This window comes from Paenibacillus sp. Y568 (genome assembly GCF_059445545.1).
In genome coordinates this window covers 96,962-115,726 of the sequence record NZ_JCAIUM010000006.1, presented here as the reverse complement: position 1 = coordinate 115,726, position 18,765 = coordinate 96,962, and the positions used below count along the sequence as shown (strand labels likewise).

Annotated in this window: 18 protein-coding genes and 1 pseudogene; 9 read left to right on the top strand and 10 right to left on the bottom strand. The window is 41.3% G+C overall.

Going from position 1 to position 18,765, the window contains the following annotated elements; all coding sequences use genetic code 11:
- Positions 1-352: 352 nt before the first annotated feature.
- From AC1D7X_RS10530 to AC1D7X_RS10520, 3 genes and pseudogenes are all read right to left on the bottom strand, one after another.
- The gene (locus AC1D7X_RS10530) at positions 353-841 is read right to left on the bottom strand and encodes a TolB family protein (RefSeq protein ID WP_495456999.1); all 489 of its coding nucleotides are present in this window, start codon (positions 839-841) and stop codon (positions 353-355) included.
- Between the two features lie 11 nt (positions 842-852).
- Positions 853-1,263 carry a TolB family protein gene (locus AC1D7X_RS10525; protein WP_495475190.1) on the bottom strand — a complete coding sequence of 137 codons (411 nt, stop codon included), beginning with the start codon at positions 1,261-1,263 and terminating at the stop codon, positions 853-855.
- Positions 1,264-1,516: 253 nt separating this feature from the next.
- A pseudogene (locus AC1D7X_RS10520) lies at positions 1,517-2,909 on the bottom strand (RNA-guided endonuclease InsQ/TnpB family protein).
- Between the two features lie 312 nt (positions 2,910-3,221).
- Between AC1D7X_RS10520 and AC1D7X_RS10515 the strand changes: the two are divergent.
- From AC1D7X_RS10515 to AC1D7X_RS10480, 8 genes are all read left to right on the top strand, one after another.
- A complete protein-coding gene (locus AC1D7X_RS10515) occupies positions 3,222-3,410 on the top strand; it encodes a DUF3934 family protein (protein ID WP_495456997.1) in 189 nt (62 codons plus the stop codon).
- Positions 3,411-3,650: 240 nt separating this feature from the next.
- Positions 3,651-4,787 carry a polysaccharide deacetylase family protein gene (locus AC1D7X_RS10510; RefSeq protein ID WP_495475189.1) on the top strand — a complete coding sequence of 379 codons (1,137 nt, stop codon included), beginning with the start codon at positions 3,651-3,653 and terminating at the stop codon, positions 4,785-4,787.
- 174 nt (positions 4,788-4,961) lie between these two features.
- Positions 4,962-5,870 carry an FUSC family protein gene (locus AC1D7X_RS10505; protein ID WP_495456995.1) on the top strand — a complete coding sequence of 303 codons (909 nt, stop codon included), beginning with the start codon at positions 4,962-4,964 and terminating at the stop codon, positions 5,868-5,870.
- Between the two features lie 41 nt (positions 5,871-5,911).
- Complete coding sequence (locus AC1D7X_RS10500) at positions 5,912-6,850, top strand: DUF4261 domain-containing protein (RefSeq protein ID WP_495475188.1); 939 nt, start codon at positions 5,912-5,914, stop codon at positions 6,848-6,850.
- A 135-nt stretch (positions 6,851-6,985) separates the two neighbouring features.
- A complete protein-coding gene (locus AC1D7X_RS10495; RefSeq protein WP_495475187.1) occupies positions 6,986-7,108 on the top strand; it encodes a hypothetical protein in 123 nt (40 codons plus the stop codon).
- Positions 7,109-7,228: 120 nt separating this feature from the next.
- A complete protein-coding gene (locus AC1D7X_RS10490; protein ID WP_495456993.1) occupies positions 7,229-7,855 on the top strand; it encodes a spore coat protein in 627 nt (208 codons plus the stop codon).
- Between the two features lie 350 nt (positions 7,856-8,205).
- Positions 8,206-10,809 (top strand): metallophosphoesterase, encoded by a 2,604-nt coding sequence (locus tag AC1D7X_RS10485; RefSeq protein ID WP_495456992.1) that lies wholly within the window; start codon positions 8,206-8,208, stop codon positions 10,807-10,809.
- 329 nt (positions 10,810-11,138) lie between these two features.
- On the top strand, positions 11,139-11,309 hold the full coding sequence (locus tag AC1D7X_RS10480) for a hypothetical protein (RefSeq protein ID WP_495456991.1): 171 nt from the start codon (positions 11,139-11,141) through the stop codon (positions 11,307-11,309).
- Positions 11,310-11,573: 264 nt separating this feature from the next.
- Here the strand turns inward: AC1D7X_RS10480 and AC1D7X_RS10475 are convergent, their stop codons facing one another.
- The 3 genes from AC1D7X_RS10475 to AC1D7X_RS10465 all read right to left on the bottom strand — a co-directional run bounded on the left by AC1D7X_RS10475 (position 11,574) and on the right by AC1D7X_RS10465 (position 14,274).
- Complete coding sequence (locus tag AC1D7X_RS10475) at positions 11,574-12,647, bottom strand: ABC transporter substrate-binding protein (protein ID WP_495475186.1); 1,074 nt, start codon at positions 12,645-12,647, stop codon at positions 11,574-11,576.
- Between the two features lie 93 nt (positions 12,648-12,740).
- A complete protein-coding gene (locus tag AC1D7X_RS10470; protein WP_495456989.1) occupies positions 12,741-13,502 on the bottom strand; it encodes an ABC transporter permease in 762 nt (253 codons plus the stop codon).
- Positions 13,432-14,274, bottom strand: a complete 843-nt coding sequence (locus AC1D7X_RS10465; protein ID WP_495456988.1) for an ABC transporter ATP-binding protein — start codon at positions 14,272-14,274, stop codon at positions 13,432-13,434. Before AC1D7X_RS10465 ends, AC1D7X_RS10470 begins: the two co-directional genes overlap by 71 nt.
- Positions 14,275-14,510: 236 nt before the next feature.
- Here AC1D7X_RS10465 and AC1D7X_RS10460 point away from each other — a divergent pair, with 236 nt between their 5' ends.
- A complete protein-coding gene (locus tag AC1D7X_RS10460) occupies positions 14,511-15,014 on the top strand; it encodes a hypothetical protein (RefSeq protein WP_495456987.1) in 504 nt (167 codons plus the stop codon).
- 190 nt (positions 15,015-15,204) lie between these two features.
- Here the strand turns inward: AC1D7X_RS10460 and AC1D7X_RS10455 are convergent, their stop codons facing one another.
- The 4 genes from AC1D7X_RS10455 to AC1D7X_RS10440 all read right to left on the bottom strand — a co-directional run bounded on the left by AC1D7X_RS10455 (position 15,205) and on the right by AC1D7X_RS10440 (position 18,659).
- Positions 15,205-15,543 (bottom strand): hypothetical protein, encoded by a 339-nt coding sequence (locus tag AC1D7X_RS10455; protein ID WP_495456986.1) that lies wholly within the window; start codon positions 15,541-15,543, stop codon positions 15,205-15,207.
- Entirely contained in the window at positions 15,525-16,598 is a 1,074-nt protein-coding gene (locus tag AC1D7X_RS10450) for an anti-sigma factor C-terminal domain-containing protein (RefSeq protein WP_495475185.1), read from the bottom strand. The genes AC1D7X_RS10455 and AC1D7X_RS10450 overlap by 19 nt, the downstream gene beginning before the upstream one ends.
- Positions 16,585-17,082, bottom strand: a complete 498-nt coding sequence (locus AC1D7X_RS10445; protein WP_495456984.1) for a sigma-70 family RNA polymerase sigma factor — start codon at positions 17,080-17,082, stop codon at positions 16,585-16,587. The genes AC1D7X_RS10450 and AC1D7X_RS10445 overlap by 14 nt, the downstream gene beginning before the upstream one ends.
- A 179-nt stretch (positions 17,083-17,261) precedes the next feature.
- Positions 17,262-18,659: an RNA-guided endonuclease InsQ/TnpB family protein gene (locus AC1D7X_RS10440; RefSeq protein ID WP_495475249.1), complete on the bottom strand. Its 1,398-nt coding sequence runs from the start codon at positions 18,657-18,659 to the stop codon at positions 17,262-17,264.
- Between the last annotated feature and the right edge of the window lie 106 nt (positions 18,660-18,765).

Genomic DNA, 18,765 nt, shown 5'->3' with positions numbered 1-18,765 from the left:
AATGGGTACTAGAAGATTAAACGTATGAACCTGGGAAAATGTTGCCAACTACCAAATTTTATGAAAAATAAAAGGGCTGTCTATCATCTAATTAAATGATAAGTAGCCCTATAGCAAAGTAGAAGTTGCTACTTGATTCTACACTTCGATATGTTCTTCGAACCAGCGCACAATATGTGTCAGACGATTCACACGAAGATGTGGATGTCCTGATCGAGAGAGGTTATGGTCTGATCCAGGGAAACGAATAAATTGCGCTTCTTTACCCAGTGCGATGCTCAGAACCATCTAATGCGAACTGACCAATACTCACATTACCATCCTTACTAATTGGATATTTACGGATTGTCCATCAAGGACTAAACGTTGGCGCAGTTCCAGCACTAGAACGCATATCACTGACACAGCTATGTCCAAGTTGAACATCTAACTCATCATGGATGATTCGAGAGACTCCACCATCTATTGGGAAGAGGTAGATTCGAGTAAGGGTAGCGAATCCACAAGACAGATCATCCGCTAAAGCTAGAATAGATTGTCCATCAGGTGTATAGGTTATTGCGCCAATCGTTAATTTCCCGGTAGATAATTGACGACGATGATCCCCGTTACGGTTAACTACAAATAAGTCGTTAGTTAATAATAGATCAGGATCGGGATAATCGTCAGCATGAGGGGTCGCAGTGTAAGTTACATATTCACCGTTGGGAAACCATGCGAAGGCTGAAACATCGAATTCGCCAGAAGTAATCTGTACGGATTTCTTAGTGTTCAGTGAGAAGACAGATAGATGAGGTCTTCGCCCATCGCACAAGCCACCACCATCTGCTTTATATTTCATACGGTCGATAACTACTGCCTCTCAGGGAGCGGAGATTTCTCGGATTGATCTTGTGTAGCCTTTAAGTCTTTTTCGTTAGATACGGTGGCTTTAATTAATAGAGATTGCCCATCGGGTGACCATTTGAATGAACCAATACCATGTTTGAAATCTGTGATTGAAGAGGTTTCACCACCATGTGCAGGTATAATCCACACTTGACGGTGATCACCTTTTTTACGAAGGAACGCGAGTTTAGATCCATCGGGTGACCAGGCAGGACTTGAATCTTCTTCGCCTGTAGTGAATGGAATATTAGTTCCATCTGGATGAATTGCACGAATATGTGAGCGATAACCATCATGTTTCTCAGCAACGGATTTAAGGATATAGGCAATGGTACCGTCGGAAGAAGAAATAACGGGATCACTTACCCAATGCATGCGATGTAAATCTTCAGCTGTTAATGTTCTTTTGCTGCTTAATGTAAAACCTCCTATGAATAAATAAATGAATACCTAATTATCCCAAAGTGAAGAAGAAAAATCTATTCAATACGGCTTGGATTTAAGATAAATGGTTATTTTATCATGGGAATATAAAGTGAGGGGTCAGATAATGCTATAATGAATATTCCCGCCACGTACCAACGCTGTCGCTTTGGCTGAAGTGGGGGTTTCTGATGTATCATCCAACTTATTTCAGGATGCTTAACATCAGTGGAGTTGACACGTTGATGGTCTGGTTACCATCCAACCCCTCTATCCCATTCGCTCCTTTGGCGGATACGTTTGGGAATACGCATAATATTGGCTGCGCCATTTACATCGGCATGTACTAAGCCCTTACAATTCTTATACAGACCGCGATACATCCGTTTGCCTGAGAAGGTCCATGTCCCCTTTTCGCCATAACTCGGCAATGGGTCTAGATCTTGGAAGCTAGCTTTCGAGGTATACGCCTCTTCGGTCAGGATAACGACTATTCCCTGTTCTTCTGCCTTATACTTGATCATCTTGATGAGCATCTGATGGGGAATATGACTGAAGGACTGATTGTTTCGTCGTCCGATCCCGGGCGCTTGCTTCCATCCGTCGTTATGTCCGATGACGATCGTACCGATGTTATGCTCCACTGCCAACGTAACGATATGATGACTTACCTTGTGGAAGATGTCTTTGATCCTACGGTGGCGCTTCAAATGGAGTCGTTCTAATCGTCTGGACGTGTACGCTCCTTCGCGTAGTTCCTTGCCCTGACGAAGAATGCGGGTATAGTGCGCCTTCATCTTGTTGTAATACTGATTGATCGCTTTAACGATCTTGCCCTTCACGATGAGCGGTTTCACTCCGGTGGTCGTGACGATGGTTGCAAGATTATCGACGCCAAGATCAATGGCCAGCACGTGTTCTTGTACCGCTTCCTTCTTTTCCATAGGATAAGCGAAGATCATTTCAACCACGTATTGTCCATGGCTTGGGACGACACGCACTTGCATCAGTTGTCCGTCAGTACAGCCCAGTTTGCCGATGTTCAGTTGTAGCTTGGTCTTTGGAAACTTGAGACATTTTCGTTCCTTGATCACACAATCTTGATTGGAGAAAATGACTTCCTTCACTCTGTTCCGAGCGTACCCTGGAATATGGGGCTTGCCGTTGTACTTCTCAGGATGCTGGCGGTAGTCCTTGATACTGGCAAAGAAGGCATTCCAATTGTGGAACACCACCTTCATGATTCCCTGACTGCACTGCGTTGGGAGCGCCCGATAATCGATTTGATTCATCACTTTGAACAACGCGTCCAAGAAGTTATAATGAACAAAGGGACTCTCTTGCGTGGGTGGCTTGAATGGATGGGAACGGTTCTTATCTCTTCGTCGTTCGTTCATGACGTCGATATGGGACGCCAGCGTGTCCAGAACTTCCTGTTGCAACGGCTGAAGAGGCTCATTCTTTCCATAAGCAGTAACGATCTGTCGGATGTAAAAGTTGGTCGTGTTATACAGATTCTTGGCATCCCGACATGCTTGATCGAGGTACGCAAACAAGCGATGACCTGGTTTAATCCACACTTGATGGGTTCTGTACATTGACTTTGAATCTGACAAATCTTCACCCCCTTACAGCCACACAATGCGAATGTATGTTCTGCTTCTATTATACCTCTTAAGATATAAGAAGGGAAGAACATCTTGTGGGATTATTCAGGAGGTCGCCGATTCACCTCACCACTTATAGAAGTGGTAGTCCTCTCGGCGAAAAATAATAGAATGAACTAAAGACGAATGCTCATATTCATGATATATTCTAGAAATTATAGAGTAAGGGAGTACACACTTTGGTTCAATCGATGTCGATAGTGAAAGAAGTAACTCAACATACAGAAATAATGGAGTGATGATATGAGTAAAGCTAAAGGTGGAACAGGTAGAGGAACGGGTAGTAAAGGTTGGACTCGTTGGAACAAGACGGATAAGACCAAAATAGTCAAAAAGAATTATGGTGCGATTCGGGCAGCAGCTAAAGAAGCGGAGAACGCTAGAGCGAATAAAGGCAATGCTTCTGTTAAAAAGAAGGACCCAACCGATTAAATTTAATCCAATTGATGGTTGAAATGTAAAATCCCCATTGAAGAGTGAAATCTTTAATGGGGATTTTTTGTGCTGAATCATGCGGGTAATCGTTGATTCAAGAAATTCTATTCTCGTAAATGGTTTCCTTTAATAATGGGTAACAATTCCTTTACTCAGGAGTTACAATCTATCAATTAACGATTCGTATATCTATGATATGCTTACTAGACAAATCTATTAAAGATAGGAGTTATACTATTGTTTTTAAAAAGAATTTCATTAATGTTGTTATGTCTGTTACTTGTTGGTTTATGTACGGTGAACACCGCTCAGGCTACATCGTCTGCACCTATATTAAGGCTTAGTATTAATGATGAAGTAAGTCAAATTGATTCGGTATCTAAGAATAATACATTTTATGTTCCTTTAAGAGAGTTGTCAGAGGCATTACATTTAGAGATGTCGGGTACAGTACATATTCTGACGGTTAAGGGTACACAAGGATGGATTACGATATACAAAGAAGAGAATAAAGCTATGATGTCGGATGGAAGTAAGGTGACCGTACATCCGTTCAACCGAAATGGTAAGCTAATGATCCCGGTGCGAATAGTATCCAGTTATTTCGGATATAGTATCGCGTATGATTCACATAACAATTTACTTAGAATAAAAGATGGTACAGCTAAACTTAGTGATGCAGAGTTTGTTGCGAAGTTCTCAGCCAACTTGAAGCCAAAGGCCACAGTTACCCCAACACCAAAGCGTGCATCATCTACAGGGAAAGTTGTTTATTTAACCTTTGATGACGGGCCTAGTGCGAGCACAGGAGAGTTGCTTAATATTCTTGGCAAAAATGGAGCTAAAGCAACGTTCTTTATGTTAGGAAACAATGTGCAGAAGTATCCAAGTGCCGTCAAACGGATCTCTTCCGAAGGCCATGCCATAGGATTACATGGTGTTACGCATGTGCAGGATAAGTTCTATAAATCTCCCGCAACCGCGCTGGCTGAGATGGACAAAGATAATCAGTATATTAATAAAATTACAGGTGTCAGTTCTACACTGATTCGTCCACCCTATGGCAGTAAACCATATTTCACGCAGTCCTACAGAGATAAGGTCCTTAATCAAGGTTATCATTTATGGGACTGGAACGTAGATTCTATGGATTGGAAATATAAAGAGGATACGGATTCTACTTATAAAACTGTTATGAATCAGATTCATACGTTGCAGAAGCAGAAGACGACACCGATTATTCTCATGCATGATCAAAAGACAACCTTAAAGGTCCTTCCATTGATTATTTCTTCTCTTAAAAAGGAAGGATATTCATTCAAGACCATTACGAAAGATATGAGTCCCGTTAACTTTTGGGGAGATAAACGTTAATAAGAACACAACTTGAGCTATTATGCTTGAGTTGTATTTTTTTTAAAACGGCAATGTTGTTTCTACTTATAGAGAAGATGATGCACTGGGTCATAACTATGCGCAATGTGCTTGCGGAACTTGACTCTAGGAAGTATAATGTTTTCTTCTTAAGTAAAATTGTGGGGTGTATGTGTGCAACAAGCGATTGGTATGAGAAATATCAAAACAGCAATATCTATATTAGTGTGTCTGATTATTGCGAATGTATTAAACTTGGAATATCCGTTCTATGCTGCTATTGCGACTGTGATCTCAATGGAGAATTCGGTAACGAACTCTTTCACAGCGGGAAAGAATCGCGTGATGGGTACATTTGTAGGTGCGGGGGTAGGGTTAGCTTTTGCCTCCATTCAGCCTGGAAATGTATGGTTATGTGCACTTGGAATCATTGTCGTGATCTATCTATGTAATCTGTTGAAGTGGAACAAGTCTGTTTCTATTGGGGGTATCGTATTTCTAGCTATCATGTTAAATTTACAAGGAGCTTCTCCATTTCAGTATAGTCTTAATCGGATTACGGATACGCTGATTGGTGTGGGAGTAGCAGTGCTGGTGAATTACTTGGTATTCCCTCCAAAGTATGAGGCTAACATTCATAAAGCACGTCGATTGTTATCGAAAGAAATGGCCTATATATTGGACCAATTAATCTCGAAGGAAGAATTTAATCGGACGAAGTTAAGAGCCCAGTTGAAGACACTTGAGAGATATCTTGATATCTCGAAGGAAGAATTTCATCTAATGAAAGATGGGGATGATTCATTGGAGAATATTATAGAAGAATACGAATCCTATAAATTAATCTATGAACATCTGAAGATGATTCAGAAGTTAGAGGGAGATCATGATCTAAGTTTACATAATATGATTAGATTAGGGAATCAGAACTGTGACTTAAATGGTAAGGAAGAAGAAGTGCAACAGCTGGATCCGCTATTTATTATTTATAATTATCATATCGATCGTATTCTCAATGAATTAGAGAGTATGGGGCTACCGCTTCCTTTTGGTGCAAAGAAAAAAACGCTAGAACGTGAGTAAGATGAATGAAGAATCAGATATATATTTAAGGGGTGATTGTCATGGCAAAAGGGTTATTTTCTCAAGGCGTTACAGTGTTGTTATCACAATCCGTCTCCATTCAACAGATTAAGGAAGTGCTAGAACAGAAGTTCCAAATCACGAATGTGAATGAGACATCAGAGAATTGGGAGTTCGGCGGGCCGAGTTGTATGATCTCATATCGTCCAGAAGTGAATGGCAACATCACGGTAGACATCATGGATCGCCCATGGCCTGACCATATGGGAGACCCTAAAGAAGAGACGAAGTTATTCGGAGCTTGGTCGATGGGCCATTTCGGGCCGCATACTTATCCTGGCAATCTGGATCGGGCATCACTACAGGCTTGGGAATATCCTGATGCGAAATTAGCTATGGATTCCCATGTTGCCTGCATTCGTATTCGTACAACGTATGTTGCGGGACATGTGCATGAGGAGGCACCTATTTTACCTGAAGATTATGAAGCATTCCCCGAGTTATTACAGGTAACATCTGTTGCAAGGGAATTACTTCGTCTTCCAGAAGCAATCTGCTATTTCAATCCAGGTGGGGAAAGTTTGGCTTCCGATGCGTTGATCGATGAGCTATTGGAAAGATATGAGCAGACGAATCTTGCACCGCTTGAGTTGTGGTCCAACGTCCGTATGTTTAATTTACCACAAGAGGATTGGTTAGTGATGGATACCGTGGGGATGCAGCAATTAGATGTACAGGATCAAGAAATCGTATTTAACCGGAACCTTTATGATCCTAATGAAGCTGCTGATTTCATTCGTAACATTACCAATTATGTGATGCAGCAGGGCCCAGTTATCCAAGATGGCGATACCATTGATGGTATCGGAGGCGTGAACTGGCAGGCTACTCTATGTGCGGAAGGGCTGGCTCAGCCGCCTAGAGAAGTGCTTCGTTGGTTGGCATTAGATGATATAGAGAGACCTGAAGGGCTATTGTAGTACTAGATTAGATGAGGCCACTGAAAAAAATATTAAATTAAATCAATTTCAAATTAATAAAGGCTATTCCATTCAGAATCGAATGGAATAGCCTTTATTAAAGTAGCGGTGGACCTTGCTGCGAAAGGGCATCATGTGCGTATAGTTGATCCAATGGACGTAATTATGGGTCACGCTCATGTGATTAAAGTTAGTGAGAATGGCTTGATTAGAGGAGCAACCGATCCGAGATGCGATGGTGCAGCTATTGGATGGTGAATAGAAGTGGATTTCTTGATATTCTAGAGCTTCCATTATTATGATGTATGAAATTGTGCCAGATTACTCAACCTAAGCAAGTCGGTTTTTTCGTCCAAATTAGTAGAGGGGGCATTAATAATGGAGAATCAAAGTCAGTATAATCAAATGAATAATCAATCCACAGGCATGCAGAATACGAATCGTGGAGGGCATGAACTGTTAGATATGCACGAAGTATTATCTTGTACGATCGGTGTTCTAGATCAATTCATAATCTACAAATCCTTTGTTAAGGATAACGAACTTATGACTATTATGAATCGTCAATACAATTTCATTCTTTCTCAATACAATCTAACGGTAGAATGTTACACAACAGGGCAGAAACCAAGTCAGGATACGACCATGTATACGATGCCACAAGCGGCCAACCAAATAAATTATGGACTCACGCCAAGTCAGCCGAAAAAACCAATTCAATCTGTAAATGAGATTAAAGATGCTCAGATTAGCGGCTTCATGCTTGGCGAGCTTAAATCCACGGCTTCACATATGACGATTGCAGCGTTGGAAGTAACCAATCCTGTAGTGCGTCGAGTTGTCGCTGCCCAGATCGAGAACTATATCGAAATGGCCTATGAAATATTCCTATATCAGAACAAACATGGGTACTATCAAGTACCACAGTTGGATCAAGCAGATGCTCAAGCCATGCTGCGTGCCTATGCTCCAGCGACTGGTCAACCTCAAATTCCTATGCAATAGGAGTGATCATCGAACTTAGAAGTATAGACAATATAAAAATGTAAAGTGGTATGATGATAAGCGACCAGATGTGTTGGGGCGCTTATTTTTTTTGTGAAACGGTAGAAAATACCACTAAAATTTGGTAAAATTTAAATGGGACACGCTTTCTGTAAGTTCTTATTACAGAGGGAATTCAATATATTACAAAGTGTATGTCAGCTAGGTATCAAGTTAATACGTTTTAACACCCAAAAGTTAAAGCGCTTAAACTTTATGGTGGTGCCTAGCTGGAAACATTATAAGAAGGGAGGATGAGAGGGAAACAGGGCAGGAAGGTAAACCATTATAAGACAATAAAGGAGATGCAAATGAAGATACATTGGGGAAGAAAAACAAAGCGATTTCTTTCATTATTTCTGGCAGTTACGGTGTTCATTTCATTACAATTCAACGGATTAACTTCCGCTGAGAGTAGTGTGGCTTCGACTAAACTTGCTGAATGGATTTTTGCGAATTCAGGACAAAATGGGTCATTTCCAGCAACGGGTGGAACATTTAAAAGCTCATCCAAGTTTGAGAATGTAGGTGGGTATTACGAAGATTATGATAGTAGCCAGAAAGCAATTAGTTATCAAGGCTGGAATAGTGGCAACGGTACGAAATACTGGCTAGCGACTGTATCTACTAAAGGTTATGACAACATCACTTTATCCTCACAGCAGAATTCTTCGGGTACCGGTCCACGTGATTTCAAAGTGCAGTACAGTACAGATAAGACCACATGGTCTGATATACCGAACACGACTTTAAAAATGGTTGTCTCTAGTTTCTCATGTGCAAATAATACGTGTAAATTGGTAAATGTACCTCTTCCAACCAATGCGAATAACCAGGATGTATTGTATATTCGTTGGATCGTCAATTCAAACACCAACACTAACGGCTCAACGGGTATAGGCAGTACAGGATCGAGTAGAATTAAGGGAATTAGTGTCTCAGGTAGCGCCATAACAGATGGACCTGTGGTCACGCCAACATCGCTACTTACGAAGACACCAACAGACGGTGGAACCAATGTGGCAGTGACAGCTCCGGTAACGGTGACCTTTAATAAGCCGGTCTCGATCAATTCGGGATCTAACGTCACGATTGTGGATAGTAGTAATCAAGCTTTAGGTTCTGTTACTTCAGAAATCATAAATAACGATACATTAAACATCAAACATGCTTCGTTTGTGAGTGGCAAGACGTACACTGTCAAAGTTCCTAAAGAACACATCAGTGGAAGAGATGATGCGGTAGCACTTACAAATGATATTTCGTGGAGCTTTACAATACAAAGTGCTACAAGTACTCCTTCTGTACCGAAACTCATCAACATGACTTTTAACGGTGATTCTAAGACATCCCGGGCTTTCACTTGGTATACAGATGTTATGACAAGCTCCGTTGTGCAAGTCGTAGAGGCTTCCAAAGTTCAAGGAAGTACTTTCCCTGAGAATGAAGCCTTGATATTTGCAGGTAGTGCAGATGAAATTCAGACCTATGTAACAAAGGCTAACCGGACAGCCAATACGAAAAAGAAATTTACCACGCATAAAGTGATTGCTAACAATCTAACACCTGGCACATTGTATAAATATCGTGTGGGTAGTGGATCAGCAGATAGTTGGAGTTCGATGGGATCGTTCCAGACGGACGCAGCAGGTAATACGCCCTTCCATTTTATCGTGGGATCTGATTCACAGGCTTCAAACAAGGCAGACTTTGAGCTATGGGCGGATACTTTCCGCAAAGCGGTTGAGACCATCGGTGATCCTAAGTTTCTGATTAATGCAGGAGACCTCGTAGATAATGGGGATTTGGAGGAACAATGGCAATGGATGCTAGGACTTCCACAGAATCAACTACTGAATGTACCAATCGTTCCGGTTCTAGGTGGACATGAAGTTCATGATTACGATGGAGACGAAACAACACCGAACTCTAATCTTTACAACCATTTCAACGTGCCTAAAAAGGTGATAGCCAATACCGATGATGGATCTGTCTATTCTTTCGAATATGGAGATGCCCTCTTTCTTGTGTTTAACTCGCAATATGCTGGTGAGTTAGCGAGCAATGGTCAGGATGTAGAATCGGTCGACCCACAATTTACGGCCCAAGTTGATTGGATGAAGAATGTTGTAGCGAAGAGTAATGCTAAATGGAAATTTGTTACCTTTCACAAAGGCCCTTATTCAGCAGGTGATAACGCCGGCGAATGGGAGGACGACCGAGTACAGTTTTACAAAAAAATATTAATTCCTGTATTTGATGAAATGGGAATAGACATGGTATTTGAAGCCCATGATCATATGTATATGAGATCGTACCAGATGCTTGGCGACAAAACGATTCCAATGAACCAGCTTACATTCGACGCGCAAGGAAACGCGATTAATCCAAAAGGTACGATTTATCTCATGTCTAATGCACTTGGTGATAAATTTTATGAGAAATATCCTGGTTATGATGATTACTTCGCCGTGATTAACAACCAACCTTTCAAAAAAATGTTTACAGACGTATCTCTAACAAGCGATTTGCTTGAATTTACGGCGTATACTGCAGCTAAAAGTGATGAGAAGACCGGGGATAATGGTGTGAAAGTATACGACCACTATGGGATTAAGAGAACGGACACGAAACCTGCGAAGGTAGTAGATGCTACAGTTCAGGTTAGTAGTAATAAAGCCGTTATTTCATGGAAGGCACCTGCAGCTGGGGGCGAACCTGTCAGAGGCTTTAGAATTTATGAGAAGAATGACAAAGTGAAAACGTACTGGAGTGTTTATGTGCCAGTTGTAGCAGGGCAAACGGATTATACCTTTACAGTTAGCAATATTAACGCTTCGACTAAGTATGACTTTGTCGTAAGAGCTGTTGGTACTAGAATCAATTCTGACCCAGTTGAGGTTAGCACACCTTAGAGGACTGATCTCCCAACACAACACGGTGGTAGTAAGCTATCATATTTAGGCTCAAAACTTAGTCATCATCTATAAAGGCAACCCTTCTGTGGTTGTCTTTTTTCACGTTAAACGTTTCTTCACCGTGAAAGGACGGGAGGCCAGTTAAGCTTATTAACTTCTCGGAAAAAAGAATTAAAGCCATTTTGTACCTTACCTTTGCGTCATAACAGGCATATATTGGAAGAGTGGGTTAAGGGGTAGAGTCATTTTCAAGGTCATATGGGGAAGGCTTCAATCTAAGAAAAGAGGTAATTATCAATTTGTTATATTTAAATCACGAGGAGATCGTGAAATTACATCTCCGCGATTTACAACAAGAAGCAGAACGTTGTAGAGTCGCACAGCAACTGTTAGCTACTGAGAATGAATTGTTGAAATTAAACCGAGCTCAAAATAGGGCTAGAGAAAGAGAATCGATCATCCAGCGTATTATGCATATGGGGAGAAGAATGCTCTAATTTAGACTATTGAGAGAGATAATAATGATATGCGTTCAATTTGAAGCAGTAGTCGTAGCATGTTGTAGGGAAGTCGAGCACAAACGAAATCCTGAACACAAGCCAAATCCATGAAGGTATTTCTTCCAAAGGGAAGGAATGCCTTTTTGTCGTAGACCACAAAATAGGATACAGAATAAAATAATAAATAGGCGATCTCTTCCTGGTAGAATACCGAGAAGTGATCGCCTAATGAATCATTTTTTATGAATGCTCTGATTGATACTACTTGCCGCCTTTCACTTCTTCAAGCAAAGACAGATCTAGAAATTCTTTTAAATCAAGCTCGTCGACCGTAACATCTTTAATGTAGCCCGCCTCAATTGACACCTTAGCCATCTCTTCGATAGCTTCTTGACTTACATCAGATGTCAATCTCATATGAGAGAGTGCTGCCTTAATTAGATCAATTTCTAGTCCCTTACCACTGAGTGTACTCAGACGTTTATTTATAAGTTCATAAGCTTCATCAGGGTTGGCATTAATGAATTCAATCGCTTCATTATTCGCTTTTATCGCTGCTTTTGCCAAATCTCTATGTTCACTAATGAACTTATCGCTTGCAACGAGGATAACGAGTGGATAGTCGCCGTTATTCGGAGGAATTTGATCCCAAGGAACGATAACCTTACCGATTCCTTCTTGTTCAATCTGCGTACCCCATGGTTCAGGGATCAGCGTTGCATGTACTTCATTCTGACGAAGAGCTACGAGCGTATCGGAAGGAGCGCGAGCTACAATTTGAGCACCGGAGCTATCCGTGGATACTTTGACTCCTTCTTGCTCCAGAAGCAGTCTAAGAGATAGTTCATTTGTACTCCCCTTTGTCGGGATAGCGATCGTTTTACCGACCAAATCTTGTACCGTACTTACTCCTGAATCTTTACCTGCAACTAGAACGGCGCCACCATTATCAGCGCCGGAAATGACTCGAAAGTTCTTGCTTTTAAGATATTGATTGGTAGATGGACCAGGGCCAACATAACCAAGATCAATCTGCCCCGTTGCAATTGCGGTTGAGAAGTCAGAACCATTATCAAAAGCCTGCACATCAATCTTCACATGGTCGCCCAGTTGCTTTTGAAAATAGTCTTTTTCCAATGCAATGTAACCAGCGGCGTGCGTAACGTTCTTAAAAATACCAATCTTAACCGTAACGGGATCTTTCTTCACAGCTTCCTCGGTCGAAGCCGCGCCTGTGTTTGTAGCTGGACTTTCTGATGCGGAATTATTACCTCCACAAGCTGTTAAAGTAAATACAAATATTACTGTCATAATAAGGCCTAATGTTTTTTTCATCTTCTTGCATCAACCCTTCTATACGTCTCAAATGTATTAATTCATATTAATTTAATCGGAATAATGAATAAAGTCAATTTTTATTTTTTATTCCTATTTGTCTAAGCCATAACGAACGAGTAATTTATCCTCTAGTTTCTTGAAACAGAAGTGATCTGAGATCGTTCCGAGTACTGCGATGATAATAACCACGTTAAGCATCAGTGCCGTATCACCAAGCCCTCGACCATCCTGTAGCAACTGTCCGAGACCAGCTCCATTCGCAATCAATTCTCCTGCTACGAGTGCACGCCAAGCGAAGGCCCATGCTACTCTAACTCCTGTCATTAAATGAGGGAATGCTCCTGGGATGAGAATTTGGGTAAACATTTTCCAACTGTTTCCTGTTCCTAAGGTCTGCGCCGCACGGATATAAATGGGAGGTATATTCTTAATGCCTGTGCGAGTGGCAATAGCCATTGTCCATGTAGCTCCTAAAGCCGTAATAAATATAACGGACTTATCATTAAATCCAAACCATATAATCGCGAAGGGTAGCCAAGCAATACTTGGAACAGTTTGAAGTGCAATCACGACGAATCCGATCGTGTCGTCAATGGTCTTCGATTTGGCAAACATGAGTCCGAGTAGTAGGCCTAAGGATAAGGATATTGTGAATGCGATCAATAGCCGTCTAAGAGAATTAATGATAGCTTCTAAAAGTTGTCCATGAGCAAAACCATTGTAGAAGGACTCTATTGTTTGAAACAGGGATGGAAATTTCCAACTCTCCCATCCAATGATTCTATATGCCGCCTCCCATACCACCAAAAGTGTGATCAGAAATATTGTTCTTTTTAAGACTGTAGGTGTCATCTCCCATTTCCTCCTTTACGACTTTCTCGAGTTCATCTGCCAGACATTCCATAATGGATCTTTCTACATGATGCAGTAACGAATCGGAGCTGGTTCTCGGCCTTGCGGCTTGCACAGAGAATTCTTTCTTGATGGTGCCTGGTCTTGTGGACATAACCAATACGCGATCCGACAAGGTGACAGCTTCTCTGATATTATGAGTGATGAACAATATAGTTTTTCCTGTTCTTAACCATATTTCTTCAAGTTCTTGATGAAGCACTAATCTAGTCTGTTCATCTAAAGCAGCGAAGGGTTCATCCATTAATAAGATTTGCGGGTCCATAATGAGTGCACGAGCAATAGCCGCACGCTGTTTCATACCACCTGACAGTTCATGAGGATAGCGGTCTGCGAATTTGCTTAAATGTACAGAACGGATTTGCTCGCGTGCAAGCTCATTTCGTTCCTTTTTCCCTATACCCTTCTGCTTCAAGCCAAATGCAACATTCTCAAGCACCGTCAACCAAGGAAATAAGCCGTGCTCTTGAAATACAACAACACGATCTGGCCCTGGTCCTGTAATGCCATCCCCAGCAACCTTGATAGATCCTTCATAGCTATTATCGAATCCAGCTATAAGATTAAGCACGGTTGATTTACCGCAGCCGGATGGACCGAGCAGAGATACAAATTCCCCTTTTTTAATCGTAAAGTTCACTCCGTCCAATGCTTGAAAGCTATTCCCATCACGTTGATTAAATATTTTACTGACATTGTCCACTTGGATCATCTTGACTACCCTCCCGTTTCATACGTTCAACTATGAAGAAATGTAGCATTTATAAGTAATAATTTCTATAATTTACATACACTCTATTTTTATCGGAATAATTATAATTGTCAACCTATTTGGCTGACAAAAGCATCAAAAATGGATGGGATAAGAGCATGCAAACAGACCGTAATGGTCTCTATAGAACAGATATGATATAATCACAACACTATAAATCGCACGCCGGAGGTCATATGTTATCTTTTGAACAGAAACTTGAGATTCTAGAATCTTACCCTGAATTACAACGAAAGAACGTCTCGCTCGGTCGAGTGAATTTCCACTATGAGGAGAGTAAGTCGGATAAGAAGACGGTTGCCCTTCATCTCCATCCGAATGGTAATGGATTCATCTATGCAGGTCTTCTACCGGGTTATGCCCCTGATGATAGGGGATTCGTGAATATTCGAGACTATACTGCTGAGGAATTAAGGGAACTTGTAGATGCCTCCATTCGTTCTCTTTCTAGCAGTGGAGAAGTGGTTGAATCTGCAAATGACGATGACGATGTCCGTGAGAAGGGTCATGTCTACGGTTCTGAAGTGTGGATTAATGCTGATGGTGAATCGCTTACGCTTACACGTGATGAGGATCTATGGTATGTCTACACGGGAACTGTTATTGAAATGGTATTCGGAACGCTAGAAGAGGCGAAGGAATATTTGTGGGAAGAAGGATTTAATCTGTCAAAAGATTGATGCCCTAAGTCTTAATCAGTGCCTTACAGACAGCAATGAAGTATGTATGGAGTAGCGAAGGTGACGGTATGAAATGGGATTTGAATAACAGGAAATACTGTACAGAGAGAAGATTCGCAATAAATAGGCAACCGACGAAATCGTCAGCTGCCTATTTGAGTTATGAGTGAGTGTGAACAATCGGCAACATTCAAGTGTTTGTATTAGTATTTATATACCATGCTACAAAACCACTATAATAAAACCCTATTATTATCATATTGAGGCCTAATCCCCACCAAGTATAGGTTCGTGATCCCCTTCTTTTACAAATACCTATCAACCCAAGTAATAAACCTGGTATAAACACAGCTTCCGGAGGAATTAAATACATCATCTCTAGATCTTGTAGAAGTAAGCTTATATTTATAAGAGCTAATAATAGAAGTCCACAAAGAAAAGAGATCAGACCTGCTAGAGAGAATAGTTGGTTTATAACCGACTTTTTTCTGCTGTGTGGATCGTGTTTTTTTAAGAATGCCAGTTCCATATTCTCGAATCCTCCACTTTTAGAGTACGAATGATCGGGTTAGTTTCTAATTTTTTCAATTCATCAACAGGTCCGGTTACGACCATGCCATATATTTGTATGCCATGCTCCTTGATATAAGCTAATCTTTGAGGAAGAGAGAGTGAGAGTGCTCTAGACACTTTGGTAGCTAACTGTTCATTCTTAGATAATTGATTTAGAATCGATATAAATCGCTCTTCATTGGTTGTTGACTCACCTGTTGAAACAAAGAACGGAGACCAAAAATCATCGTCTGGTTGAAATGGATATCCAATAGGTGCCGTAAACACGCCATCATCATCTTTTTGAGAAGAGCCTGTATCTACAACAACCCATACAATATCAATATCGAGATTAGTTGAAATATCTTTCACTTGATCGGGTGAGATTATTTTATCAAATGATACATAGAGTTCTGCTACAGTTCCAGATGTCATGCCATTCAGTACTTCTAAATCTCTGTATTGATCGAATACCATCGGCTCATCTGGATGTAAGAATCCAGTACTCTCTGACGTATCGAATACATCAGGAACGGGTTTGTCAACTAAATGATTATATGTAACCTTAGAAACATGATCCATAAAAAAATGGACATCATATTCTCCAGTTCGTATATCTTCTTTTCCAATTCGTTTAAGGGTAGGGAAAAGAGCGTCCATTGAGAAAATTCCGATTCGTTTATCTATTGGCTGTACTGCTAATTTGGAGTTGGGCCTTGCCAACTTGGTGTTTGGTTCTGTTACATAAATAGTTTTACTAACGATATCTAATAACAGATTTTTCTCACGGCTATAATATAGACAAGAACCTAAGGTCAGAACAGGTAACACTAATAAAAGAATGGCAAGAATAATGAGGATTGTACTCACTTTGGCCTGAAATTTAGCTGTCTTTATAATTCTCCGTTCTTGAGTTTCGGTTAACTTGTGGATCGATTGATAGTCGGTCAGTGCTCGATTAAGATATTTGGAGTAATCATTGTCCTTCTCTAATGTTATGTCCTCTGAGTCATCCATCTTATGATCCTTCATTCATCAGTACCTCTCTTTGTAGTATGACTTTCAATTTTTTTCGACCACGTAACAAATGGCTCTTTAATGTATTTAGATTAAGGTTCAGTACATCAGCAGCTTCGTGGAGTTTCAACTGATGGAAGTCGCATAGTAAAATAACATGGGCTTCATGTTCAGGCAAAGCATGAATGAGTGCAAGTAACTGATCTAGTCCTTCCTTTTCCATTACACCATGTTCGGGGGTCTGCAAATCTAGTTGATCCTCCAAAGTATCTTGTAGAATGATTCTCTTTCGTTTACGTGTGTAATCGATGAATACATGGTATCCAACCTTGAACAGCCAGGGTTTAATGACTTCTATATCATTATTCTCTAAATGCAAATATGCGCGAAAAAATGTTTCTTGCACCATGTCTTCGGCTAAATAATGATCGTTTGTAAGAGAAAACAAATATCGGTATAGATCATTAACATACCGTTGGTACAGAAGCTCTAATTCCATGGTGTGCTCCTTTCACTGTAACCACGTATAGCAAGCACGTTAAAAAAGTTGCAAAAAGAGACAAATTCATGGGTGAATCGTCTAGGCATCTCCATTATTGATTATATAATGAATACTCCCGCCACTTTACCAACGCTGTCGCTTTGGCTGAAGTGGGGGTTTCTGATGTATCATCCAACTTATTTCAGGATGCTTAACATCAGTGGAGTTGACACGTTGATGGTCTGGTTACCATCCAACCCCTCTATCCCATTCGCTCCTTTGGCGGATACGTTTGGGAATACTTTTCGCATAATATTGGCTGCGCCATTTACATCGGCATGTACTAAGCCCTTACAATTCTTATACAGACCGCGATACATCCGTTTGCCTGAGAAGGTCCATGTCCCCTTTTCGCCATAACTCGGCAATGGGTCTAGATCTTGGAAGCTAGCTTTCGAGGTATACGCCTCTTCGGTCAGGATAACGACTATTCCCTGTTCTGTTGCCTTATACTTGATCATCTCGATGAGCATCTGATGGGGAATATGACTGAAGGACTGATTGTTTCGGCGTCCGATCCCGGGCGCTTGCTTCCATCCATCGTTATGCCCAATTACGATCGTACCGATGTTATGCTCCACTGCCAACGTAACGATATGATGACTTACCTTGTGGAAGATGTCTTTGATCCTACGGTGGCGCTTCAAATGGAGTCGTCCTAATCGTCTGGACGTGTACGCTCCTTCGCGTAGTTCCTTGCCCTGACGAAGAATGCGGGTATAGTACGCCTTCATCTTGTTGTAATACTGATTGATTGCTTTAACGATCTTGCCCTTCACGATGAGCGGTTTTGCTCCGGTCGTCGTGACGATGGTTGCAAGATTGTCGACGCCAAGATCAATGGCCAGCACGTGTTCTTGTACCGCTTCCTTCTTTTCCATAGGATAAGCGAAGATCATTTCAACCACGTATTGTCCATGGCTTGGAACAACACGCACTTGCATCAGTTGCCCGTCAATACAGCCCAGTTTACCGATGTTCAGTTGTAGCTTGGTCTTTGGAAACTTGAGACATTTTCGTTCCTTGATCACACAATCTTGATTGGAGAATATGACTTCCTTCACCCTGTTCCGAACGTACCCCGGAATATTAGGCTTGCCGTTGTACTTCTCAGGATGCTGGCGGTAGTCCTTGATACTGGCAAAGAAGGCATTCCAATTGTGGAACACCACCTTCATGATTCCCTGACTGCACTGCGTTGGGAGCGCCCGATAATCGATTTGATTCATCACCTTGAATAAAGCATCCAAGAAGTTATAATGAACAAAAGGACTCTCTTGCGAGGGTAGCTTGAACGGATGGGAACGGTTCTTTTCTCTTCGTCGTTCGTTCATGACGTCAATATGGGACGCCAGCGTGTCCAGAACTTCCTGTTGCAACGGCTGAAGAGGCTCATTCTTCCCAAAAGCGGTAACGATCTGTCGGATGTAAAAGTTGGTCGTGTTATACAGATTCTTGGCATCCTGACATGCTTGATCGAGGTACGCAAACAAGCGATGACCAGGCTTAACCCACACTTGATAGGTTCTGTACATTGACTTTGAATCTGACAAAGCTTCACCCCCTTACAGTCGCACGATGCGAACATACGTTCTATTTCTATTATACCTCTTAAGATATAAGAAGGGAAGAACATCTTGT

Excerpts from the sequence above, each read along its gene's own strand:
- AC1D7X_RS10460 (WP_495456987.1), top strand. The coding sequence starts at position 14,511 with ATGTTATCTTTTGAACAGAAACTTGAGATTCTAGAATCTTACCCTGAA.
- AC1D7X_RS10455 (WP_495456986.1), bottom strand. The coding sequence starts at position 15,543 with ATGGAACTGGCATTCTTAAAAAAACACGATCCACACAGCAGAAAAAAG.
- AC1D7X_RS10450 (WP_495475185.1), bottom strand. The coding sequence starts at position 16,598 with ATGAAGGATCATAAGATGGATGACTCAGAGGACATAACATTAGAGAAG.
- AC1D7X_RS10440 (WP_495475249.1), bottom strand. The coding sequence starts at position 18,659 with ATGTACAGAACCTATCAAGTGTGGGTTAAGCCTGGTCATCGCTTGTTT.
- AC1D7X_RS10500 (WP_495475188.1), top strand. The coding sequence starts at position 5,912 with ATGGCAAAAGGGTTATTTTCTCAAGGCGTTACAGTGTTGTTATCACAA.
- AC1D7X_RS10475 (WP_495475186.1), bottom strand. The coding sequence starts at position 12,647 with ATGAAAAAAACATTAGGCCTTATTATGACAGTAATATTTGTATTTACT.
- AC1D7X_RS10485 (WP_495456992.1), top strand. The coding sequence starts at position 8,206 with ATGAAGATACATTGGGGAAGAAAAACAAAGCGATTTCTTTCATTATTT.
- AC1D7X_RS10465 (WP_495456988.1), bottom strand. The coding sequence starts at position 14,274 with ATGATCCAAGTGGACAATGTCAGTAAAATATTTAATCAACGTGATGGG.
- AC1D7X_RS10445 (WP_495456984.1), bottom strand. The coding sequence starts at position 17,082 with ATGGAATTAGAGCTTCTGTACCAACGGTATGTTAATGATCTATACCGA.
- AC1D7X_RS10490 (WP_495456993.1), top strand. The coding sequence starts at position 7,229 with ATGGAGAATCAAAGTCAGTATAATCAAATGAATAATCAATCCACAGGC.
- AC1D7X_RS10470 (WP_495456989.1), bottom strand. The coding sequence starts at position 13,502 with ATGACACCTACAGTCTTAAAAAGAACAATATTTCTGATCACACTTTTG.
- AC1D7X_RS10525 (WP_495475190.1), bottom strand. The coding sequence starts at position 1,263 with ATGCATTGGGTAAGTGATCCCGTTATTTCTTCTTCCGACGGTACCATT.
- AC1D7X_RS10515 (WP_495456997.1), top strand. The coding sequence starts at position 3,222 with ATGAGTAAAGCTAAAGGTGGAACAGGTAGAGGAACGGGTAGTAAAGGT.
- AC1D7X_RS10530 (WP_495456999.1), bottom strand. The coding sequence starts at position 841 with ATGAAATATAAAGCAGATGGTGGTGGCTTGTGCGATGGGCGAAGACCT.